The sequence below is a fragment of the Gelidibacter sediminis genome (genome assembly GCF_004364975.1).
Taxonomy (GTDB): Bacteria; Bacteroidota; Bacteroidia; order Flavobacteriales; family Flavobacteriaceae; genus Gelidibacter; species Gelidibacter sediminis.
Map to the genome: position 1 here is coordinate 173342 of NZ_SOBW01000009.1, position 22453 is coordinate 195794.

The window sequence follows — 22453 nt, forward strand, 5'->3', positions numbered from 1 at the left end:
AATTTATTAAAGCATAATAAAAAAGGCTATCATTAATGTGATAGCCTTTTTTAGATGTTTTAAAGTGCAAATGAGACACTCAATATTAATTGATCTGGGCGTGTATCAATTCTATTTGGTGGAACACCAACGGAGTTATCAATAAAAGTAGCTTCATTTTCACTGAAACCTCTTTCGTATCTCAAATCGATGCCAAATCCATTAAAGTTTGCACCAATTCCGAAATTGAGTCCCACGCTAAATTCATTCTCCACATCATTAATGGTAATCCCGTCAAATTCGGTATCAAGAATATATTGTAATGATGGACCTGCAAAAACACTTACTGGACCCAATAATTTTACACCCAACAACAATGGTGCATCAATTTTCTGCATCTTAAAATCGTTATTGTCATAATCACTTTTGGTCTGGGTATAGACTACTTCAGGTTTAAAGTAAAACCGGTCACCCACTTTCCCATAAAGTCCTAAATGAAATCCGACGTTACGATCAGGGTGTTTTGCATTTTCTCCCATAGACTCAAAATAATTACCATTTGCATTGTAGTTTAAGCCAGCTTTTATCCCAAACCCGTTTCCGTTTTGTGCATTAGCACCTAAGGTGAAAGCTATTAAAGCAAAACAGGCCAAGAACATACGTTTACTTTTGCTGCTGCTCCTGTTAAAGTGTTCTTGAAATGTGTTCAGAATTTTCATAATTGTAGATTTAAAGTTTATAAATTGATTTGATGTTTGATGTAATCAAAAACGCTGCCAAAAGGAAATTATTTTATGTTTCGACTTAATTTTAATCACAAAGGAGCTTTCTTCATGATAAAGAAAACTCCTAGTATACGTGACGAAGGTTGGTTATGTAGCGAGATATATAACTCGCAATAAATCAACCTTGTTATTTTTTTCTTTGGATGACCTTTTCAGCAGCCTTAATGATCGAGGCACTGTTTAAACCATACTTTTCCATAAGCTGGGCTGGTGTTCCAGATTCTCCAAAAGTATCTTGGGTGGCGATGAACTCTTGAGGTGCCGGATGATTTAACGCCAAGACTCTGGCAACGCTTTCTCCTAATCCGCCAAGATAGTTGTGTTCTTCTGCCGTAACAATACATCCCGTTTTGGCAACAGATTTTAAAATGGCTTCATCATCTAAAGGTTTGATGGTATGGATGTCAATGACTTCTGCTGAGATGCCTTTTTCATGCAATGCTTTTGCAGCTTCAAGCGCTTCCCAAACTAAGTGTCCGGTGGCCACAATAGTGACGTCAGTACCATCCGTTAATTGCAATGCTTTTCCAATTTCAAAAGTTTGATCCTCTGGCGTGAAATTAGGCACTGATGGACGTCCGAAACGCAGGTAAACAGGACCTTCATGGTCGGCAATGGCAATTGTAGCTGCTTTGGTTTGGTTGTAATCGCACGTGTTGATAACAGTCATTCCTGGCAACATTTTCATTAACCCAATGTCTTCCAAGATTTGGTGAGTTGCACCATCTTCACCTAAAGTCAAACCTGCGTGTGAGGCACAAATTTTAACATTCTTGTCAGAATAAGCAACACTTTGTCTGATTTGATCGTACACACGACCGGTAGAGAAGTTAGCAAAAGTTCCTGTAAAAGGTATTTTGCCACCAATAGTCAAACCTGCTGCCATACCAATCATGTTGGCTTCAGCAATTCCTACTTGATAGAAACGTTCTGGATGGTTCTTTTTGAAATCGTCCATTTTTAAGGAGCCAATTAAATCGGCACATAGCGCAACTACTTTTTCATTGGTTTGTCCCAATTCTGTAAGTCCCGCTCCAAATCCTGAACGTGTATCTTTATTTCCTGTATTTGTATATGTCTTCATATCTAAAATCGTAATTCGTAAATCTAAAATGGTTTAATAGTCGCCTAAGGTTTCAGGATTTTGCTCCAGTCCGATGGCTAATTGCTCGTCATTAGGTGCTTTTCCGTGCCATGCGTGCGTGTGCATCATAAAATCAACACCATTACCCATAACTGTTTTTAAAAGTACACAAACTGGTTTGCCTTGTCCTGTTTTGGATTTTGCAACTGCCATTCCTTTTAAGATTTCTTCAATATTGTTGCCTTGATTGATCTCCACAACCGTCCAACCAAACGCTTCAAATTTTTCTTTTACATTGCCCAGCGGCAATACTACATCTGTTGGGCCATCAATTTGTTGGCCATTTAGATCTATTGTGGAGATGAGATTGTCTACATTATTACCGGCAGCATACATAATTGCTTCCCAATTTTGACCTTCTTGCAATTCACCATCACCATGTAAACTGTAAACTAAGTGAGAATCGTTGTTTAATTTTTTTGCTTGTGCTGCACCAATTGCAACAGACATGCCTTGTCCTAATGAACCAGAAGCTATACGAACCCCAGGTAATCCTTCATGCGTTGTTGGATGCCCTTGCAAACGAGAATTGATCAATCTGAACGTGTTTAATTCTTCTACAGGAAAATAACCTGCTCTTGCCAATACGCTATAAAATACAGGTGAAATATGTCCGTTGGAAAGGAAGAATATATCTTCGCCTATCCCGTCCATATCAAAACTGTCTTGTCTGTCCATGATGTCATTGTAAAGCGCTACAATAAATTCTGCACAGCCTAATGAACCTCCTGGATGTCCAGAATTGACTTTGTGTACCATACGGAGAATGTCTCTACGTACTTGGGTTGTTAAATCTTCTAATTGTTGTGTGTTTGACATTTTATAAAAGTTAGTTTTATGCTGCAAAAGTAGCCTTTTTAACCCCGACTGCAAAGCCCTAATTTGCGCACTTATTAACGAATTTTGCGGTTTTGCTAACAATTGTAAGAAAGGATACACCTGTTTTTAAGAACGTTTTATGGACGTCTACTATGCAATGGGTTTGGGTGATGGATTTTTTATAAAGTTTTATCAAGAGCTCTTTATCTTCATAAGTGCATTGCATATCTTTGCCAGCTTATTACAATTTTAAAATACCCACCTCATGACTCAATTGGATGTTTTCTGATTGAAATAAAATAGATGTAGGTTTATTACTTATGAAATTCGAACTAAAAGGAAAAGACCTGCAAAGCAAGGCGAGAGCAGGCGTCATTACAACAGACCATGGCGTCATTGAAACTCCAATTTTCATGCCTGTTGGTACTGTAGCCTCTGTGAAAGGTGTGCATCAGCGAGAACTAAAGAATGATATAAACGCTGATATCATCTTAGGGAACACCTATCATTTGTACTTGCGTCCCCAAACAAAAATTTTGGAGCAGGCAGGAGGCTTGCATAAATTTATGAATTGGGAGCGCAATATATTGACAGATTCCGGTGGATACCAAGTCTATTCGCTCTCTGCCAACAGAAAGATTAAGGAAGAAGGGGTTAAATTCAAATCGCATATTGACGGTAGTTACCACACCTTTACGCCTGAAAATGTCATGGAAATTCAGCGTATTATTGGTGCCGATATTATTATGGCGTTTGATGAATGCACGCCATACCCTTGCGATTATAATTATGCCAAACGCTCCATGCATATGACGCATAGATGGTTGGATAGATGTATAAATCATTTGGAAAAATTACCATTTAAATATGGGTATGAGCAAAGCTTTTTTCCAATAGTTCAGGGAAGTACATATAAAGATCTGCGATTACAATCGGCTGAATATATTGCCAATGCTGGGGCGGTAGGAAACGCAATTGGTGGATTGTCAGTAGGAGAGCCTGCTGCCGAAATGTACGCCATGACAGAAGTGGTGTGTAGTGTGTTGCCAGAAGATAAACCACGCTATTTAATGGGGGTTGGTACGCCAATAAACATTCTGGAAAATATTGCCTTAGGTATTGACATGTTTGATTGTGTAATGCCTACGCGGAACGCTAGAAATGGGATGTTGTTTACAGCACATGGGACTATCAACATCAAAAATAAAAAGTGGGAAGCTGATTTTTCTGCCTTAGATGATATGGGTATGACCTATGTAGATACGGAATATTCTAAAGCCTATTTACGACACCTATTTAGCGTCAACGAACGATTGGCTATGCAAATTGCCACCATTCATAATCTCGGATTTTATTTATGGTTGGTCAGAGAAGCGAGAAAACATATCTTAGCAGGAGATTTCAGACCGTGGAAGGAGATGATGGTAAAGCAAATGGATAAACGTTTGTAGAAATTGAAATTGAAGCTGAAATTGAAGCTGAAATTGAAACTGAAAGGGAAGCTGAAGTTAAAGTGATGTCGAAATTAGATCATAACTCATAAAAATAACCAGTAGTCACCAAACATTGAAAATCTTAGATTGGTACATATTAAAACGTTATCTCCTCACTTTTGTGATGATGTTGTTATTGTTTATACCCATTGGTATTACGGTGAATCTTGCGGAGAAAATTGGTAAAATTCTTGAAAATAACGTGCCGTTTGGAGAAGTGGCGATTTATTATCTCAACTTTACCATTTACTTTGCCAACTTGTTATTTCCCATATTTTTATTCCTGTCCGTCATCTGGTTCACCTCTAAACTCGCCAACAATACTGAAATTGTAGCGTTTTTAAGTTCCGGCGTTTCATTTTCGCGGTTTTTAAGACCGTACATCATTGGCGCCACTATCATTTCTATTTTTGCAATGGTATTGGGCTTTTATTTGGCACCCATTGCGAGTCAGGGCTTTAATGAATTTACCTATAAATATTTAAAAAGTGCGCGGCATCAGCAGCCGGGTCAAAATATATTTAGACAGATAAACGATACAGATTTCATATACGTGAGTAGTTTTGATATCGCTCAGAAAAGGGGATACAACTTCACTTTGGAACATATTGAGAACAACGAACTGAAATACAAAATTTTTGCGAACTCCATTGTGTACTCAGAAAAGGACAGTACTTACAAATTGTTCAATTATTTTAAGAGAACCATCACTGAAAATGGGGATATTATTGAGAATTCCAGGCGTAAGGATACGGTGTTTTCTTTTGATTTGGAAGATTTGACTCCAGTAAACTACATTGCAGAAACAAAACCATATTCAGAATTGGTAGATTTTATTGAGAAGGAAAAGGCGCGTGGTTCTTCAAATATTGGACGTTATGAAGTCGTGAAGTATAAAAAATGGAGCTTGCCTGTAGCGGTCTTTATATTGACCATTATTGCCGTGTCCGTTTCTTCTATTAAACGCCGTGGCGGGATGGGCGTTAACTTGGCCTTTGGGATTACAACTGCAATGATATATGTGTTTTTCGACAAGGTTTTTGGGGTTTTGGCTGAGCAATCTGATTTTTCGCCATTAATGGCCGTATGGCTACCAAATGTGGTATTTGGTATTTTGGCAGTTTATCTCCTCTACAATGCAAAACGCTAAGCTAAAAAATTACCTGCACCTTCATTTTCTGATTTTTATTGCCGGATTCACCGCAATCTTAGGTGAACTGATAACTATTGGTTCAATACCTTTAGTATGGTATCGAATGGTGATGGCAGGTTTACTGATGTTTGGTTATATTAAGCTCAGCAAACTAAAAATTAAAGTTGATAAACGCTCCATGCTAAAATTTTTTGCGGCGGGCGTCATCATTGCGTTACATTGGATTACCTTCTTTGAAGCTATTAAACAATCCAATATCTCCATCACCTTAGCCATGTTTTCGACGGGAGCCTTTTTTGCTTCGTTTATTGAGCCCATATTTTATAAAAGGCGCATTATTTGGTATGAGATTCTCTTTGGTATCATTGTAATCATCGGTGTATTTCTGATCACACATGGCGAGTTAAAATATATTAACGGAATCATCTTAGGTGTGGTATCTGCATTACTATCAAGCCTCTTTGCCGTTATTAATGGCACGTTTATAAAAAAGCATTCTGCAACGGTCATTTCATTTTACGAATTTATCAGCGGTGTGGCATTTATAACGCTTTTTATTTGGCTATTTAATGGAGGATTTGATAAAGAGTTCTTTATGCTTTCCATTTCAGATTGGGTATATCTATTCATATTGGCTTCCGTTTGTACAGCATATGCCTTTATAGGTTCAGTTAAGGTGATGAAGTTTATAAGTCCTTATACCGTGGTACTTTCCTATAACTTAGAACCAGTATATGGAATTGCTTTAGCCCTAATTTTGTTTCCTGAAACCGAGACCATGGGGCCTCAGTTTTATTATGGAGCAGCCTTGGTCTTGTTAGCAGTGTTATTGGATGGGATTCTAAAAAATGTGATCTCCTATAGCGATAGGAAGCGAATTGGACACAAAATTCAATAATTATTCTGAGATGCGTTGATTATCCGTACCTTTGCATATAGGTCTAAAAATTGCACTATTTTTCGGAGTATTGAGTTTATTAGAACGGAAAAAATACGTAGGTTTGTAGGCTAACTAATAATAAAATCTTAAATTTTTATGGAGTATTTAGAATTTGAGCTTCCCATAAAAGAACTTGAAGATCAACTGTCAAAGTGCCAAGTTATTGGAAAGGAAAGTGATGTTGATGTAACCCAAACTTGTGAGCAAATTGAGAAAAAACTCCTTGCTACCAAGAAAGATATTTACAAGAATCTTACCGCGTGGCAACGGGTACAACTATCTCGTCATCCTAATAGACCATATACACTAGACCATATCAAAGCCCTATGTGGGGATTCGTTTTTAGAATTACACGGCGATAGAAATGTGAAAGATGATAAGGCCATGATAGGTGGTTTGGGTAAGATTGGCAATCAGTCTTATATGTTTATAGGCCAGCAAAAAGGATACAACACCAAAACAAGACAATACCGTAATTTCGGGATGTCAAACCCTGAAGGCTATCGTAAAGCGCTACGCTTGATGAAATCGGCTGAAAAATTTAAGATTCCTGTAGTAACCTTAATTGACACTCCAGGGGCTTATCCTGGACTAGAAGCAGAAGAACGTGGACAGGGTGAGGCTATTGCCAGAAACATTCTGGAAATGACACGCCTAAAAGTACCAATTATTTGTGTGATTATAGGTGAAGGTGCATCAGGTGGCGCATTGGGTATTGGTGTTGGTGATCGTGTGTTGATGATGGAAAATACATGGTATTCAGTAATCTCTCCAGAATCCTGTTCCTCTATCTTATGGCGTAGTTGGGAATATAAGGAGCAGGCAGCAGAAGCCTTGAAGCTAACAGCCCCTGATATGAAGAAAATGAAACTGGTAGATGATATTATAAAGGAACCTTTAGGTGGTGCCCATACCAATAGGGAAGAAGCCTTTTTATCGGTTAAAAAAGCCATTGAAAAATCGTACGCCGAGCTTAAAAACTTATCACCAAAAGAATTAGTTAAAAAACGTATGGATAAATACGCTGATATGGGTGTTTATAAATAAACACTGCCCAATGTATTGGCAAGAATTAGAACTGGAGTTGTTAACTTCAGTTTTTTTTGGCCTTATTAACAATATAATCAAGTTATTAACAGTTACATTGTTGATGACTTGTTAAGATTGAAACGGAATATTTCGGCGTCATTCTTAACAATTTATTTACTTTCGCATTCATGAAACAACCAAATCAGATACAAGGCTACAAAGTAGACAAGAGCACCATTATAAGTCTAGAAAAAGGAAAAATTCCACCACAAGCAATTGATTTAGAAGAAGTTGTGCTTGGAGCAATGATGATTGATAAAAAGGGTGTGGATGAAGTCATTGACATCTTAAGTCCTGATGCTTTTTATAAAGACGCTCACAAACACATCTTCGAAGCCATCTTTAAATTGTTTGAAAATAGTGAACCGGTGGATTTATTAACCGTTTCCAGCCAGCTTAAGAAAGATGCAAAATTAGATTTGGTGGGTGGCGATTTTTATCTGATTTCGTTAACCCAGCGGGTGTCATCTTCGGCACATATTGAGTTTCATGCACGCATTATTCTGCAAAAGTATATCCAACGTAGTCTCATCAAAATTTCTAACGAAATTATTGAGGAAGCTTATGATGAAACAAAGGATGTTTTTGACCTTTTGGATCAAGCTGAGGCCAAACTTTATGAAGTTACCCAAGGTAACATTAAAAAATCGACGGAAACAGCTCAAAGTTTGGTAATACAGGCTAAAAAGAAAATTGAAGATATTTCCAATAAGGAAGGCTTGAGCGGAATTCCATCAGGTTTTGATAAGTTGGATAAGTTAACCTCAGGTTGGCAAGAAAGTGATTTGATTATTGTTGCAGCACGTCCTGGTATGGGTAAAACTGCCTTAACCTTATCTATGGCTAGAAATATTGCGGTAACAAGCAATATTCCTGTAGCATTTTTCTCATTAGAGATGGCCTCTGTTCAGTTGATAACGCGTTTAATATCTAGTGAAACAGGCTTGTCTTCTGAAAAATTGCGTACTGGGAAGCTAGAAAAGCATGAGTGGGAACAATTAAATGTTAAAGTAAAGGCATTAGAAAAAGCACCACTTTTTATTGATGATACACCATCGCTTTCTATTTTTGATTTACGGGCCAAAGCGCGTCGTTTGGCTTCTCAATATGGCATTAAAATGATCATTATAGATTATTTGCAATTAATGACCGCTGGCGGAAGTCAAAAAGGAGGAAACAGGGAGCAGGAAATTTCTACAATTTCACGTAACCTTAAAGCCTTGGCAAAAGAATTGAGCGTGCCTGTAATTGCTTTATCCCAATTGTCACGTGCGGTTGAAACACGTGGGGGTAGTAAAAGACCATTATTGTCGGATTTACGTGAATCTGGAGCGATTGAGCAGGATGCTGATATTGTATCGTTTATTTATAGACCTGAATATTATAAAATTGACGAATGGGATGATGAAGAGCGTTCCCCTACTGAAGGACAGGCTGAGTTTATCATCGCCAAGCATAGAAATGGGGGATTGGAAAATATTAGGTTAAAATTTATTGGGCATCTCGGTAAATTTGACAACCTAGACGATTTCGACACACCGTTTGGTGAATTCCATTCAAAAATGAATGCTGCAGCCAATGATAATACTTTTAATTCCAACAATTTCCCATCGCCCTCAGACGCTTTTGATCCTCCTCCAATGGAAGACGATGACGATAATGATGTACCGTTCTAAAATCTTTTGTTTGCGTTAATATCTTTAGTAGGATAAGATTACCTTTGGAAGGATTAAAATTGTTGCCTCATGGAGAAAAGACGTACAACCAATTTATTACTCTTAATTATTGTTGTGCCACTGGTTTTTTATTTATTAAAAATCCTGTCGTTCATTTTTATTCCGTTGGCATTTTCAATGTTTATCGCGCTGTTATTTCTTCCGTTAATGCGTTGGTTGGGAAAACGGGGCGTGCCTAAATATATCAGTATTGTAATTGTCATTCTTCTCATTCTGTTGGGATTGGGAATTACGGCAGAATTGATACACTTGTCCAGCAAACAAATACTAGCTTCAGATAGCACCTTTTTTGCGGAGGCTGAAGGTAAATTACGTGAACTTAAGAACTCTTTCGAATCGTATTTTGGTGTGGAATTAGGTAAAAATGGGAACATTATGGCTCAAATTGCCGAATCTAAGAACATTGGTTCAGCGGTCGGGTTTATTGGTAAGTTCTTGAGCATGTCCCTTACCACCGCCTTTTTTACTGTACTGTGGTTGGCAGAATCGATCAATGTTCAGAAATTATTGAATGCGACCCTTCTCAAACAAAAGCACACCTCGGTCAAAACTTTTTTAAAAATTGAAAACGACTTAATTAAATTTATTAAAGTTAAGTTCTTAGTGAGTCTAGGTACTGGAATATTCACAGGTTTGGCATGTGTCTATTTTGATGTTAGTTTTCCCATTTTTTGGGGTCTGTTTGCATTTGTTATAAATTTTGTGCAAATGATAGGGTCATTTATTGCTGTTATTAGCTTGTCATTATTTGCATTTGTGGAACTCGATCCTACAAGTACACTATTTTTCTTTATGTTAAGCATTACGCTGGTTCAAATTATTTTTGGAGCTATTTTAGAGCCCATCTTTATGGGTAAATCTTTTGCCATTAATATCATTGCTGTATTAGTGATGTTGATGTTTTGGGGGTTTATATGGGGAATTCCGGGCATGATTATGTCCATTCCAATTACTGTGTTTTTGAAAATCATTTTAGAACAATTTCCAAATACAAAAATTATTGCGGGATTACTTTCTGGGAAAGAAATTAAAATTACCCGTTAAAATTACACTATTAAATACTGTTAAAATCTTAAACCTATTTGCAATAGTTAGGAATCCTAACTATATTTATAAGGCAATAGTGCAAAATTTAAAACATATATTATGGAAAAGTCAGTATTTTATCACGCGGGATGTCCAGTATGCCTTAGTGCAGAACACGACATTATTAATTTAGTAGGTGCGTCTAACGTTGATGTAGTTCACCTAGGCCAAGACAAATCGAAAATTGCTCAAGCGGAGCACGCAGGCGTCAAATCTGTTCCGGCCTTGGTTACTCCCAATGGACATGTGCTACACATTAATTACGGAGCATCAATGGCTGATGTTAAAGGTTAAAACCATAATAATGTTAGGATTTTAAAGGACATTTGAAATCCTAACATTATAAGTTATGAGCAATGTATTCTATTAGCCTCTAAAATTTGACGCTTCTATACGTTTATTTTTGATTATTTTCTTCGGCCTAAATAGGTTTCGGCACGTAAAAATTTATCTATAATATGGTATCTTGTGTTGTGATTACTTATAAATGGATGCCATGAGTGTCGATTAAGACTAAAAATGATTTCAACCCACCATATTTAAAACATACCCATGAATCATAGTGTATTTAACACAACTCATCAACAAATGGATGTAGCGAGTAAAATTGTTGTAGGATTGGAACGCATTTCAGAAGTGTTTAAAGTGCTGCTTTGGGAACATGGTAAAAGCGTTGGTTTGAGCCCTATCCAAATACAGATCCTCATATTTATAGCCTATCATAAATATGAATTCTGCAACGTGAGCCATTTGGCTTTGGAGTTCAATGTCTCAAAACCCACCATTAGTGATGCGGTAAAAATTCTTGACAGTAAAAAGCTTATTGTAAAGGATTTTTCAGCTCATGATAAAAGACGCTATAGTATTCAACTTTCAGATGACGGAAGGAAAATTGTATCGCAAACCGAAAATTTTGCAAATCCTATAAAAAGTCAACTTTCCAATATTGAGGAATTGGATAGTTTTTATAATCTGTTAAGCACTCTAATATATAAATTACATACTACTGGCTTATTATCTGTTCAAAGACTATGTTATTCATGCAAATTTTACGATAAAAATGAAGGCGGACATTATTGTAATTTATTAGAAAAGCCCTTATATACCAATGATATCCGATTGGATTGTCCAGAATTCACTAAAGCATCTTCATAAAAAACAATTCTGGAGAGATAATTTTTCAATAGCACTTCAACAAAACTCAAATTTTGAGTATCTTTCACTATGTTAATTCTAATCATAACACATCTTTATTAGGGTGGAAGTACTCTTTTTTTTGTGTTCAATTTAGTTAAAAATATAGCCTTTTGAATAAAATTTTGATAGCAGTCGTTTTTATGTTCTTTACACTTAGTGGGTTTGGTTCATATGTGCTGATTCCAATGGATGCTGAAGGTCAAAAAAACCATTTAAAAGCTTATGGGGTAACTTATTGGACTTTAGAAAAGCAACTTAAGGTTAAATGGTTACTCAATTACCGTGGAGGATCATTCCTGTTACCTGATGTGCCAGAAATAAAAAGAGAGTGTCAAATTAGAGGGGTCTCTTTTGAAGTTATTTCGGATGCTAAAACTGAAGAAATATTAGAATTAATCAGTAGTCCTTCACAAAATATGGAATCAATTGTCCTTGAGAAGGCGCCTAAAATTGCTGTGTATTCACCCAAGGGAAATCCTCCTTGGGACGATGCTGTTACAATGGTTTTAACTTATGCCGAGATTCCTTATACAACCATATATGATGAAGAAGTTTTACATGATGCTTTGGTTACATACGATTGGTTGCATTTACACCATGAAGATTTTACCGGACAATATGGAAAATTTTATAGAACCTATAAATCCACAGCATGGTATATTGAAGATAAAAAACAGTCTGAAGCATTGGCGTTGAAGTTGGGCTATGATAAGGTTTCAGAAGAAAAGTTGGCTGTAGCTTTAAAAATCCGCGATTATGTAGTTGGGGGTGGATTTATGTTTGCAATGTGCAGCGCTACGGATAGTTTTGACATTGCATTGGCAGCTGAAGGTGTAGACATTTGTGAGCCTATGTTTGATGGCGATGCTAGTGAACCCAATTATCAAAGTAAGCTAGATTTTAATAAGACGTTTGCATTTAAAGATTTTATTTTAGAACGTAATCCGAATATTTATGAGTTTTCTTCCATAGATATGACCTCAAAACGACAAATTCCAATAACTACCGATTATTTTACTTTAATGGATTTTTCAGCCAAATGGGATCCTATTCCAACCATGCTGTGTCAAAATCATACCGCATTAGTCAAAGGTTTTATGGGCCAGACCACAGCATTTGCGCGAGAGCATATCAAATCAAATGTATTGGTGATGGGAGAGAATAAAACTAATGGCGAAGCTAAATATATTCATGGCATAAAAGGAAAGGGATTCTTCACTTTTTATGGGGGTCATGATCCTGAAGATTATACACATAAAGTGGGAGACCCTAAAACAGAACTTGAACTGCATCCAACATCACCAGGGTATCGTTTAATTTTAAATAACGTATTATTTCCCGCAGCTAAGAAAAAGAAACAGAAAACCTAATAGATTTTAGGCGTGCTTAAAATCATTTTGAGTAATGGAAAAGAAGTCAATTATACATTTAAAAATATGAGAGAAACTCTTACTGTATTGATGATTTTAACGTCAATAAATTTATTTGCCCAATCAAGTCCACAAAAATTGATTGACACCTTTTTTGCTACTTATGAAAAGGACGCAGGAAAAGCAGTCAAAGATTTATATGCCACAAACAGATGGACCGAGAGAATAAAAGATGATATAGATAAAATTATTGGAACTGTTAATGGGTTTACAGATAATTATATGGGGCAATATTATGGGCATGAATTGATCACCAAGAAAAAATTTGCTGAAAGTTTTATACTATATTCATACTTGGTAAAATATGAGCGGCAACCAATTAGATTTATTTTCAAATTCTATAAACCAAATGAGGAATGGGTGCTTTTCTCATATGCACTAGATGACAAACTGGATGATGAAATTCAAGAAGCTGCAAAATTGTATTATTTGGATTTGGATAAAGAATAAACGTCCATCTTCAACCGAGCACTCCAAAATTTTAATTCAGGGGTCAGAATGATGGTAGTTGCGGATGAATGTCACATATTTTTGAACTTCTTTTAGGTGAATCCATCAAACAATACTTCTATTATTAAAATGCGCAGCCCATAACAAATGGTGTAATTGAGATAGTATATTGAAGTAATAAGTTAATGAGGAATGCTTTGCAATAGTATTTTTGAAGGAATTTTGCCTGTCATCTTTTTCAATTTTTGATTATGATTAAGAGCGTACGTTGATAACATTTTAAATAAAATAAAATCATGTCTAGCAAAGAACAAATCTTAAGTAAAATCCAGATTTTTATTGCGAATAGCTTTAAGACCCCTGAAGAGGCATTTGCATTTTTTGATGCTGATAAAAATGGAAAGCTGTCAAAAAAAGAGATTTCAGTATTACTACAAAAAGCAGAAATTAGCGGATTAATTAGAGGTTTAGTGACGTCAAAACTCCTTGAAGGTTATGATAAAGATGGTGACACTTTAGTGAGTTGGGAGGAATTTAAATCTGCAGTTACTCAAATTAAATTCTAATTAATAAGTCCTATTTGCATGTTATATTACATTAAACAGTTTTTTAAATTATTCTTTGCCTCAGTTGTTTACTGGTCATTTGCTTTTTGTTTTTTTATCCTAATACGTTATTTAGGGAGAGAGCAAGAGCAAGTAGACATGGTACAGACAACTAAAGTTTTGCCCGTATCAGAATACTTATTATTTGGGGTAGTTTTAGGGGTAATGGTAGCCATTGTATATACCATTGTAGAATATGTTTTTGACAAATTTCTTTCCAAGGCCTTAAACTTAGGTCTGATTCTAATTATTAAATCATTCATTTATCTTATTTTTTTAATTTTCTCTTTAACGATCATAGCTTATTTGGCTGAGGATTATATAGGGGTAGATTTTCCAAACCATACGGGTTGGTGGATCTCCAATAAGATCTTTTGGATGGTTACAGCTTATTTTATAATCTGCTCCTTACTCTTTTCCTTTATACGACTGGCAAATGATAAGTTTGGTAAAGGAATTATTTTTAAGATGCTGATTGGTCGTTATAGAAATCCGAGAGAAGTAGAGAAGATATTTATGTTTTTGGATATGAAATCCTCTACTTCACATGCAGAAGAATTGGGACATTTAAAATACAGTATGCTTATTCAGGATTGCTTCTTCTATCTTAACAAGATTATTAATAAATATGATGCTGAAATCTACCAATATGTAGGGGATGAAGCGGTGATTAGTTGGACACCAAAAAAGGGCATCCGACACTTAAATTGTATCAAATTGTTTTTTGATTTTGATCGTAAATTGAAACGTCATTCTAAATATTATATGAAAAAGTATGGTGTTCAACCAGAATTTAAGGCAGGATTACATACAGGAAAAATCATAATTGCCGAGGTTGGGACGGTTAAAAAAGAACTCGCCTATCACGGAGATGTAATTAATTCAACATCCCGAATACAGGGAAAATGCAATGAATTTGGTGAATCATTGCTTGTGTCAGCAGAGCTAATGGAAAAATTAAAGCTTACTTCTAAATACCAAGCAGTATCTCTTGGAGATGAATTGTTGGATGGTAAAACAGAGGAACTCAAGATTTTTGCCATCCATAGAAAGTAGTCTTGTAGAATTAAAATGAATAAGACATGGCTAGACCTGTATAGTCATCACCTAAAAAGTTTCGGCCTGCGGTGGGTGAAACCCTGAGCGAGGCATCTTTTGTTTTGTGAAGTTCAGGAACCAATATTCCTGTTGCAGCACCTAATCCAAAACCAAGCAATACATCCGTCAAAAAGTGTTGCCCTGCTTTTATTCTATAATATCCCACGGTTGCTGGAACAACAGTAGCGGCAGCCCATATAAAGAATTTACCCTCCGCATCCGGATAAAAATCTGAGTAAACCTTTGCCGCAAAAAAAGTTGCAGCAGCGGAAGCAGCGACATGACCAGAATAAAAGGAACGTTGTCCATTATTACGTAATCTTCTATCGGTATCTAAGTTTTCATCATACACATATGGTCTAGATTTATCGACTAAACCAGCAGTTATAGAAAATAGAGCAGCTGTAGTTGATAAACTTTCTAGGTACATACCTACATATTGCCCAGTGTGATCATTAATGTTGTCATTAAAAAGTAAGGCCAAGGGTGCAGCAAATGAAATAGCAAAAGGAATGTCGCTGATGCTACTTGCATTTTCGGAGCTATATCCAGCAGCCCATCTGTTAATACTACTAATATCCTCCTTATTGAGCGCATTCAGTTCGGCCATTGTTAGATCCTCCTTGTCTTGAATAAGCATTAAACCGTAAGCACTACCGCCCAATCCGGCACCAAGCCAAATACCGTCTTTCACCCAATTCCATTCGTATGGTGAGGTACTTTGTTGCGCGGTACTCGTTACAGTTAAAAATACTGTTAGGATAAATATAATCGTCTTCATAATTAAAAATTAGGTTTCATGAGACGAAAATAGAAAAGCTGAGAGTGGAAGGGTGTCGTTTATCAATTAAAAATTAACTCAGTTGTACCGCAGTAATGGTGTAGGTCAAAAAAAAAATCCGATTCAAGAAGAATCGGATTTTATCATCTACTAATGCCTATGATATTTCTAATCTACATTACCATATTGAAACCAAGTGAACCAGTTTGCTCCAGGAAATCCACACCCAGCACCAAAAGCAGTTTCCTCACAATTGCCACAAGGAGCAGGAATTGAAATAAATATACTTTGTTTGTCATCCGTTGGCACGAGGATTATTATAACATCATCACCACATGAAGGAATAAAATCTGTATGTTCAAGTGCCATAGCCACAAGTATATCTACTCTGTCGTTGTTAAAAGGACCAGTAAATTCACAATCTACACAAACGCTATCGTCAACCAATTTCCAAATAGCTATTTGAATGTCTCCAAATGTATAATCTCCTAATCCTTGAGAATCCTGACCTATAAATCCTTGATTCATAAGCCAATTTACAGCTCCAAAATTTTCAGGATTTTCAAATTTATCCTCTGGTAAAGCCTCATAAGAAGAATATACATCTCCTGTAAAACAGTCAAGATTATCTAAACGGGCATCTTGGTCAAGACACCATGCCCCATATGATCCAGATAAAGAAGTTCCTGAAGCAATATTGATATCGTAATAATTATTAGGAACACCTTTAGCAGCAACACAAACATTTACTTGATCTGGTAATGCCATGGCAAATGCGTCACTAGTGACATCAGAAACACAATGCACAACTGCATGAGCTGCAATATATGTTCCTTTTGACGTTGGTACTGTATAAGTGTAACTGGAAATACAATCATGGTTCTCGCTATATTCAAAATGACCTATTACAGGATTACCACCATTGTTCATTGGGAAATCAAGTTTGTCATTTACAACCGATAGATGAGTGGCTGCTAAACAATAACCACTATTGGTTAATTTATATGTGATTTCGTAATTTGCACCGATAACTTCAACTATTACAGTCCCTACCAATATATTTTGTCCTGCGTATAAGTTTACTTCAGATGATAACTCATTCTCACATGCGGGCCACTTAAATGTAGCAACTTTTGATTTGTTAGCTAATACATTGGAATCCAAAGAAAGGTCCTGCTCTGCGTCTAAGGGCTCGGTTTGGCAACTTAAAAAAGTTCCAAAAAGGAGACTTACACCAAATAATATGGTGTAAATTTTGGTCAGTTTAATTTTCATGATTAAAAGTTTAGTATTGATTATAAAATGGTACTTTGTTGCTATTAATCAATATATCTTCTAATAATTCAAATATAAAAATTTTAAAATTTAGACGATTAAAAATCAGTTAATCATCACAATAAACTGATAAACTGTTAAATTATATATAAACTATATAATTTATAATGATAGTGTATAGTGCATTATAAAATTACATTCCAATAAATCAATTTTTGTAATATCTTGCACTTATAAATAGGTAAATAGAATTTAATGAGCGTATCTATTTTGGTGCCTGATGCGGAAAGTCACTTATCAATATATGTGATTAATAGCCTGTCTCAAATTAAGGACATTAAGATTTTTATTATGTCAAATGAGAAATATACACCTTTGAGATACTCAAGACATATTCATCACTTTTCATATTATATTAAATCAGAGCATGCACTAGATTGGATTTCAAATATTAATATTGAAATAAAAACGCACCAAATTGATATGATCATGCCCATTTTTGAAAATGGAATTGAAACCATAATAAAATATAGAAATTATCTCAAGACGAATAAAGTCTGTTTGTTGCCTTCATTTAAAAATTTTGAAATAGCAAAAAACAAATGGTTATTATCTAAACATTTATTAGGGAATGACATCCCTTCTCCTAGGACTATCCTATATTCTCCTCAACATACCTTTAATTTAGAGCAATTCACATTTCCGATAATATTGAAACCAATCTTAGAAACTGGTGGCGGAGATGGTGTTTACTTTTTTGAAAATAGTGAAGCATTTCAATCTCATGTGTTAAAAACAAAAATCATCAGTGACCAGATCGTTCAAGAATATGTTAAAGGATATGATATAGGTTGCAGTGTTTTGTGTGAAAATGGTAAAATTTTAGCATTTACAATTCAAAAGGGAACAATGCTCAATTCCAATCCATTCAGACCTTTACTTGGTGTCAAGTTTGTATTTGAGGACGACCTATACAAAACCGTGGAAAAACTCATGAAATCATTGCACTGGTCCGGTGTGGCCCACATAGATTTAAAATATGATGCTGAAAATAAAATGTTTAAAGTCATAGAAATTAATCCTAGGTTTTGGGGGTCTCTTGATGCGTCGTTAATGGCTGGAGTTAACTTTCCATACCTCTATTGCTTGGCGAGTTTAAATCAACGTTTTGATCTTCCAGACTACAAACATATAGACTATTTAAACCTAAAAGGGTTAGCAAAGAGTATAACTAAACACAAATCACTATTATTTGATTTTAATTTTATATCGAAAAACACACCGATGACCTTATTGTTATTAGACCCTTTCACAACTGTTATTAAATATTCACTTTTAATTAAAAACAGCGTTCTCAACAAAATAAAAATGAGATAAAAAATACAAGGGTATTGAGCTTAATATATGACATTCGGTATAATAAGTCATAAAAAGTATTCCTTTACAACAAGGAATCTAGTAGAGGAGATACCTCACTATTAAGAATTATTTCTAGACATTGTGATTGACGATATATAGATTGGAATGCTGCTTGTTTATGTAAAACCTGCACTCAGTTTCTTAATCTTAATTAGTGCAATGGTATTGATTTGTTATAGGTCATTAATAGAATAAAATAATAACTCTCTTATAGTATTATAAAAAAAAATCCGGTTCAAGAAGAACCGGATTTAATAAGCGAAATGTGGTTATTATTTTGGCGAAACGCCTTATTTTTTAATCTTTTTTGCAAGGGCTTCAAATGCCTCTGGGTTGTTCATTGCTAAATCAGCAAGAACTTTACGATTCAAGCTAATGTCATTGGCTTTGATACCTCCCATAAACTTTGAATAAGACATTCCGTGTAATCTGGCTGCAGCATTAATACGCATAATCCATAATGAACGGAAATTTCTTTTCTTTACTTTACGGTCTCTATACGAATATAACATCGCTTTATCAACCGCGTTTTTGGCTACTGTCCAAACGTTTTTACGTCTTCCAAAGTATCCTTTTGCTTGTTTAAGAACCTTTTTTCTTCTGGCTCTTTTTGCTACTGAATTTACTGATCTTGGCATTTCTTAATTGTTTTTTGTAGTAGGCGGTCGGTATCCGACACTTTGTTTTTTTATCGTCGTAAATCATCAATCTACAATCGCTAATTTTTCAGCCTAACTCCAGGGTTTATAATCTTAGTTTAACCTATTAAAATGGGTTACTTTAAACGTAACATCACTTTAACATTATTCTCGTCTGCTTTGTGCACTAAAGTGTCATGTGTCAGGGCGAGTTTACGCTTTTTTGATTTTTTAGTCAAGATATGACTCTTAAAAGCGTGCTTTCTTTTAATCTTACCAGTGCCCGTTAGTTTAAAACGTTTCTTAGCACTAGATTTTGTTTTCATTTTCGGCATTTTCTCCTAAATTTTAAAATTACTTTTCGCTTACTATCTTAATCAATATAGTTTCCTATATGTACTATTTCTTCTTTGGCGCAATAAACATCGTCATACGCTTACCTTCTAATCTTGGCATTTGCTCAACCTTACCAAACTCTTCAAGATCTTGAGCCAATTTTAGTAGTAAAATTTGACCTTGCTCTTTAAAAACAATAGAACGTCCTTTAAAAAACACAAATGCTTTTAGCTTTGCGCCCTCCTTAAGAAACTTTTCAGCATGTTTCTTCTTGAATTCGTAATCGTGATCGTCTGTTTGAGGACCAAAACGTATTTCCTTAACAACAACTTTGGTCGCTTTAGACTTAAGGGCCTTATCGCGTTTCTTTTGCTCATAGAGAAACTTCTTATAATCCATTACCTTACATACAGGCGGATCAGCTTTTGGTGATATCTCAACCAGATCTACACCCTGCTCTTCAGCCATTGCTAAAGCTTGCCTAGTGGTGTATATACCAGTCTCAACATTATCTCCTACAAGTCTTACGTTCTCGGATCGAATGTTTCTGTTAATTTTATGTTGCTCCTCCTTTTCAGTTCTTTTGAAGCTACCTCTGTTTCTACGAATTGCTATGGCTTATATATTTTTTAGTTAAACTTAATTTGCCTATTTAAAGGTTTTTAATGTCTTTTTGACTTCGGTGTCGACAATTTGGGAGAACTCCTCTACACTAATCATGCCTAAGTCTTCTCCGCCATGTTGACGCACTGTAATCATATTTTCGTTTTCTTCGTTCTCGCCTACAATAATCATATATGGGATTTTAGCCATTTCCGCTTCACGGATTTTCTTGCCAATGGTCTCATTTCTATGATCAGCGAGGGCGCGAATTTCGTCATTTTCTAGCAAATTTAAAACTTTTTCGGCGTATTTTTCATATTTCTCACTAATTGATAGGATGATAGCTTGGGTTGGCATCAACCAAAGTGGAAAATTACCACCAGTATGTTCTAATAAAATGGCTACAAAACGCTCCATACTTCCAAAAGGTGCACGGTGAATCATCACAGGTCTGTGCAATTCATTATCACTGCCTTTATAGGTCAAATCAAATCGTTCTGGTAAGTTGTAATCTACCTGAATGGTTCCTAATTGCCAGTTTCTGCCCAAAGCATCCTTTACCATAAAATCCAATTTCGGACCATAAAAAGCAGCTTCACCAGTTTCTACAACATAATTTAAGCCCTTATCTATAGCCGCATTTAAAATAGCAGCTTCAGCTTTTTCCCAATTTTCATCACTACCTATATATTTATCTGGGGTGTTCGGGTCTCTTAAAGATACTTGTGCAGTAAAATTTTCAAATCCTAAAGACCCGAAAACATATAATACCAAATCAATTACATTTTTAAATTCGGTATCCAATTGATCAGGTGTGCAAAAAATATGAGCATCATCTTGTGTAAATCCCCTTACACGGGTCAAACCGTGAAGCTCCCCACTTTGCTCATAACGGTATACAGTTCCAAACTCAGCATAACGTTTAGGAAGTTCTTTATATGAGAATGGTTTTGCATTATAAATCTCACAGTGGTGTGGGCAGTTCATAGGCTTCAATAAAAACTCTTCACCTTCCGATGGAGTGAGTATCGGTTGAAAGCTATCAGCGCCATATTTTTCATAATGACCAGATGTCATATACAATTCCTTCTGACCGATATGCGGCGTCACTACCATTTCATAACCAGCTTTCTTTTGTGCCTTCTTCAAGAAGTTTTCTAGGCGTTCGCGTAAGGCTGCACCTTTAGGAAGCCATAATGGCAGTCCTTGACCAACTTTTGATGAAAACGTGAACAACTCAAGTTCCTTTCCAAGTTTACGGTGATCACGTTTTTTAGCTTCTTCTAATAAATTGAGGTATTCTGTCAACTCTTTTTGCTTAGGGAATGAAATGCCGTACACACGAGTCAGTTGCTTATTTTTCTCATCGCCTCTCCAATACGCACCTGCAACAGACATGATTTTAACGGCTTTGATAATGCCCGTATTCGGAATGTGTCCACCTCTACATAAATCCGTAAAGCTAGAATGGTCACAAAATGTAATGGTTCCATCCTCTAAATTTTCAATCAGTTCAACCTTGTACTCGTTATCTTGAGACTTATATAAGGATAGTGCCTCATCTTTTGAAACAGATCGTAAGTTAAAGTCATGTTTGCCTCTAGCAATCTCTAACATCTTGTTTTCAATCGCCTTAAAATCCTTATCAGAAATGGTTTGATCACCTAAATCGACATCATAGTAAAATCCATTTTCAATAGCTGGGCCAATAGATAATTTAACACCTGGATATAATTCTTCAAGTGCCTGTGCCAAAACATGGGCAGAAGAATGCCAAAATGCCTTCTTTCCATCTTTGTCGTTCCAAGTGTATAACACTAAAGCTCCATCAGTGGTCAATGGAGTATGGGTTTCCACCGTTGTACCGTTAAAATTAGCAGAAATCACGTTTCTGGCAAATCCCTCACTTATACTTTTGGCAACGTCCATTGGCGTTGCATTGTTCTCAAACGGTTTTACACTTCCGTCTGGCAGCGTTATGTTAATCATAGGTGTTTTACAAATTAGGTTGACAAAGATAAGGTGTTATATACTTTCATACAATATATATATAGGTATAATATAGATGTCTCGCTAATTCTTATGTTTAGTGCACAATTATCAAATGGCATTTTATAAAGGATGGACATCAAACCGTACAAGAGTTAAACTTGACACCACTATTATTCTTCCTATATATATGTCTGAATTACCAACAGGATTTAGTCCTTATATATAGGTACCCCATAGTGATAACCTCATAGTACGGGATGTAATCAAATTCCACCAAGATTTAAAAATCCTCATGTTCATGTATATAGTTTTCTTTTTTGGGCGTTCGGTCTGCCCTTTGGGGCAGCCCACCGCGCTCTCGCCCCTCACTTTTTGCAGCCGCGGGGGCGTCTGCAAAAGAGTTCA

The 22453-nt window shown here is 35.9% G+C and carries 22 protein-coding genes; 13 read left to right on the forward strand and 9 right to left on the reverse strand.

Annotation, left to right across the window (positions count from 1 at the left end; all coding sequences use genetic code 11):
- Positions 1-59: 59 nt before the first annotated feature.
- The 3 genes from BXY82_RS13735 to BXY82_RS13745 all read right to left on the reverse strand — a co-directional run bounded on the left by BXY82_RS13735 (position 60) and on the right by BXY82_RS13745 (position 2727).
- Positions 60-638 (reverse strand): outer membrane beta-barrel protein, encoded by a 579-nt coding sequence (locus tag BXY82_RS13735; RefSeq protein WP_133758836.1) that lies wholly within the window; start codon positions 636-638, stop codon positions 60-62.
- 253 nt (positions 639-891) lie between these two features.
- Positions 892-1848, reverse strand: coding sequence for a transketolase family protein (locus tag BXY82_RS13740; protein ID WP_133758809.1), 957 nt, complete (start codon positions 1846-1848; stop codon positions 892-894).
- A 33-nt stretch (positions 1849-1881) separates the two neighbouring features.
- Positions 1882-2727 (reverse strand): transketolase, encoded by an 846-nt coding sequence (locus BXY82_RS13745; protein WP_133758810.1) that lies wholly within the window; start codon positions 2725-2727, stop codon positions 1882-1884.
- A gap of 320 nt (positions 2728-3047) precedes the next feature.
- Between BXY82_RS13745 and tgt the strand changes: the two genes are divergently transcribed.
- The 12 genes from tgt to BXY82_RS13805 all read left to right on the forward strand — a co-directional run bounded on the left by tgt (position 3048) and on the right by BXY82_RS13805 (position 14962).
- Positions 3048-4178: a tRNA guanosine(34) transglycosylase Tgt gene (gene tgt / locus BXY82_RS13750; protein WP_133758811.1), complete on the forward strand. Its 1131-nt coding sequence runs from the start codon at positions 3048-3050 to the stop codon at positions 4176-4178.
- A gap of 115 nt (positions 4179-4293) precedes the next feature.
- Positions 4294-5370, forward strand: coding sequence for an LptF/LptG family permease (locus tag BXY82_RS13755; protein WP_133758812.1), 1077 nt, complete (start codon positions 4294-4296; stop codon positions 5368-5370).
- Positions 5357-6271, forward strand: coding sequence for a DMT family transporter (locus BXY82_RS13760; RefSeq protein ID WP_133758813.1), 915 nt, complete (start codon positions 5357-5359; stop codon positions 6269-6271). The genes BXY82_RS13755 and BXY82_RS13760 overlap by 14 nt, the downstream gene beginning before the upstream one ends.
- A 138-nt stretch (positions 6272-6409) precedes the next feature.
- Complete coding sequence (locus tag BXY82_RS13765; RefSeq protein WP_133758814.1) at positions 6410-7360, forward strand: acetyl-CoA carboxylase carboxyltransferase subunit alpha; 951 nt, start codon at positions 6410-6412, stop codon at positions 7358-7360.
- Between the two features lie 170 nt (positions 7361-7530).
- Positions 7531-9078 carry a replicative DNA helicase gene (gene dnaB, locus BXY82_RS13770; RefSeq protein ID WP_133758815.1) on the forward strand — a complete coding sequence of 516 codons (1548 nt, stop codon included), beginning with the start codon at positions 7531-7533 and terminating at the stop codon, positions 9076-9078.
- Between the two features lie 69 nt (positions 9079-9147).
- On the forward strand, positions 9148-10182 hold the full coding sequence (locus BXY82_RS13775; protein ID WP_133758816.1) for an AI-2E family transporter: 1035 nt from the start codon (positions 9148-9150) through the stop codon (positions 10180-10182).
- A gap of 102 nt (positions 10183-10284) precedes the next feature.
- Complete coding sequence (locus tag BXY82_RS13780) at positions 10285-10518, forward strand: thioredoxin family protein (RefSeq protein ID WP_133758817.1); 234 nt, start codon at positions 10285-10287, stop codon at positions 10516-10518.
- A 258-nt stretch (positions 10519-10776) separates the two neighbouring features.
- Positions 10777-11379, forward strand: a complete 603-nt coding sequence (locus BXY82_RS13785) for a MarR family winged helix-turn-helix transcriptional regulator (RefSeq protein WP_133758818.1) — start codon at positions 10777-10779, stop codon at positions 11377-11379.
- 182 nt (positions 11380-11561) lie between these two features.
- Complete coding sequence (locus BXY82_RS13790; RefSeq protein ID WP_208293706.1) at positions 11562-12791, forward strand: asparagine synthetase B; 1230 nt, start codon at positions 11562-11564, stop codon at positions 12789-12791.
- Positions 12792-12803: 12 nt separating this feature from the next.
- Positions 12804-13301, forward strand: coding sequence for a hypothetical protein (locus tag BXY82_RS13795; protein WP_243835848.1), 498 nt, complete (start codon positions 12804-12806; stop codon positions 13299-13301).
- Positions 13302-13597: 296 nt separating this feature from the next.
- Entirely contained in the window at positions 13598-13867 is a 270-nt protein-coding gene (locus BXY82_RS13800; RefSeq protein WP_133758820.1) for an EF-hand domain-containing protein, read from the forward strand.
- Positions 13868-14005: 138 nt separating this feature from the next.
- Positions 14006-14962 (forward strand): adenylate/guanylate cyclase domain-containing protein, encoded by a 957-nt coding sequence (locus tag BXY82_RS13805; RefSeq protein WP_243835850.1) that lies wholly within the window; start codon positions 14006-14008, stop codon positions 14960-14962.
- A 10-nt stretch (positions 14963-14972) separates the two neighbouring features.
- Here the strand turns inward: BXY82_RS13805 and BXY82_RS13810 are convergent, their stop codons facing one another.
- Positions 14973-15785, reverse strand: a complete 813-nt coding sequence (locus tag BXY82_RS13810; RefSeq protein ID WP_133758822.1) for a phosphatase PAP2 family protein — start codon at positions 15783-15785, stop codon at positions 14973-14975.
- Positions 15786-15953: 168 nt separating this feature from the next.
- Positions 15954-17060, reverse strand: a complete 1107-nt coding sequence (locus tag BXY82_RS13815) for a hypothetical protein (protein ID WP_133758823.1) — start codon at positions 17058-17060, stop codon at positions 15954-15956.
- Between the two features lie 255 nt (positions 17061-17315).
- Here BXY82_RS13815 and BXY82_RS13820 point away from each other — a divergent pair, with 255 nt between their 5' ends.
- Positions 17316-18437 carry an ATP-grasp domain-containing protein gene (locus BXY82_RS13820; protein ID WP_133758824.1) on the forward strand — a complete coding sequence of 374 codons (1122 nt, stop codon included), beginning with the start codon at positions 17316-17318 and terminating at the stop codon, positions 18435-18437.
- 332 nt (positions 18438-18769) lie between these two features.
- On the opposite strand, the gene rplT is transcribed toward BXY82_RS13820, so the two are convergent.
- The 4 genes from rplT to thrS all read right to left on the reverse strand — a co-directional run bounded on the left by rplT (position 18770) and on the right by thrS (position 22045).
- Positions 18770-19117: a 50S ribosomal protein L20 gene (gene rplT, locus BXY82_RS13825; protein ID WP_133758825.1), complete on the reverse strand. Its 348-nt coding sequence runs from the start codon at positions 19115-19117 to the stop codon at positions 18770-18772.
- Positions 19118-19254: 137 nt separating this feature from the next.
- Complete coding sequence (rpmI, locus tag BXY82_RS13830; protein ID WP_133758826.1) at positions 19255-19452, reverse strand: 50S ribosomal protein L35; 198 nt, start codon at positions 19450-19452, stop codon at positions 19255-19257.
- A 64-nt stretch (positions 19453-19516) separates the two neighbouring features.
- On the reverse strand, positions 19517-20008 hold the full coding sequence (gene infC / locus BXY82_RS13835) for a translation initiation factor IF-3 (RefSeq protein WP_243835852.1): 492 nt from the start codon (positions 20006-20008) through the stop codon (positions 19517-19519).
- Between the two features lie 93 nt (positions 20009-20101).
- Entirely contained in the window at positions 20102-22045 is a 1944-nt protein-coding gene (gene thrS / locus BXY82_RS13840; protein ID WP_133758828.1) for a threonine--tRNA ligase, read from the reverse strand.
- Positions 22046-22453: the final 408 nt, after the last annotated feature.

Excerpts from the sequence above, each read along its gene's own strand:
- BXY82_RS13735 (WP_133758836.1), bottom strand. The coding sequence starts at position 638 with ATGTTCTTGGCCTGTTTTGCTTTAATAGCTTTCACCTTAGGTGCTAAT.
- BXY82_RS13740 (WP_133758809.1), bottom strand. The coding sequence starts at position 1,848 with ATGAAGACATATACAAATACAGGAAATAAAGATACACGTTCAGGATTT.
- BXY82_RS13745 (WP_133758810.1), bottom strand. The coding sequence starts at position 2,727 with ATGTCAAACACACAACAATTAGAAGATTTAACAACCCAAGTACGTAGA.
- tgt (WP_133758811.1), top strand. The coding sequence starts at position 3,048 with ATGAAATTCGAACTAAAAGGAAAAGACCTGCAAAGCAAGGCGAGAGCA.
- BXY82_RS13760 (WP_133758813.1), top strand. The coding sequence starts at position 5,357 with ATGCAAAACGCTAAGCTAAAAAATTACCTGCACCTTCATTTTCTGATT.
- BXY82_RS13765 (WP_133758814.1), top strand. The coding sequence starts at position 6,410 with ATGGAGTATTTAGAATTTGAGCTTCCCATAAAAGAACTTGAAGATCAA.
- dnaB (WP_133758815.1), top strand. The coding sequence starts at position 7,531 with ATGAAACAACCAAATCAGATACAAGGCTACAAAGTAGACAAGAGCACC.
- BXY82_RS13775 (WP_133758816.1), top strand. The coding sequence starts at position 9,148 with ATGGAGAAAAGACGTACAACCAATTTATTACTCTTAATTATTGTTGTG.
- BXY82_RS13780 (WP_133758817.1), top strand. The coding sequence starts at position 10,285 with ATGGAAAAGTCAGTATTTTATCACGCGGGATGTCCAGTATGCCTTAGT.
- BXY82_RS13785 (WP_133758818.1), top strand. The coding sequence starts at position 10,777 with ATGAATCATAGTGTATTTAACACAACTCATCAACAAATGGATGTAGCG.
- BXY82_RS13790 (WP_208293706.1), top strand. The coding sequence starts at position 11,562 with ATGTTCTTTACACTTAGTGGGTTTGGTTCATATGTGCTGATTCCAATG.
- BXY82_RS13800 (WP_133758820.1), top strand. The coding sequence starts at position 13,598 with ATGTCTAGCAAAGAACAAATCTTAAGTAAAATCCAGATTTTTATTGCG.
- BXY82_RS13805 (WP_243835850.1), top strand. The coding sequence starts at position 14,006 with ATGGTACAGACAACTAAAGTTTTGCCCGTATCAGAATACTTATTATTT.
- BXY82_RS13810 (WP_133758822.1), bottom strand. The coding sequence starts at position 15,785 with ATGAAGACGATTATATTTATCCTAACAGTATTTTTAACTGTAACGAGT.
- BXY82_RS13815 (WP_133758823.1), bottom strand. The coding sequence starts at position 17,060 with ATGAAAATTAAACTGACCAAAATTTACACCATATTATTTGGTGTAAGT.
- BXY82_RS13820 (WP_133758824.1), top strand. The coding sequence starts at position 17,316 with ATGAGCGTATCTATTTTGGTGCCTGATGCGGAAAGTCACTTATCAATA.
- rplT (WP_133758825.1), bottom strand. The coding sequence starts at position 19,117 with ATGCCAAGATCAGTAAATTCAGTAGCAAAAAGAGCCAGAAGAAAAAAG.
- rpmI (WP_133758826.1), bottom strand. The coding sequence starts at position 19,452 with ATGCCGAAAATGAAAACAAAATCTAGTGCTAAGAAACGTTTTAAACTA.
- thrS (WP_133758828.1), bottom strand. The coding sequence starts at position 22,045 with ATGATTAACATAACGCTGCCAGACGGAAGTGTAAAACCGTTTGAGAAC.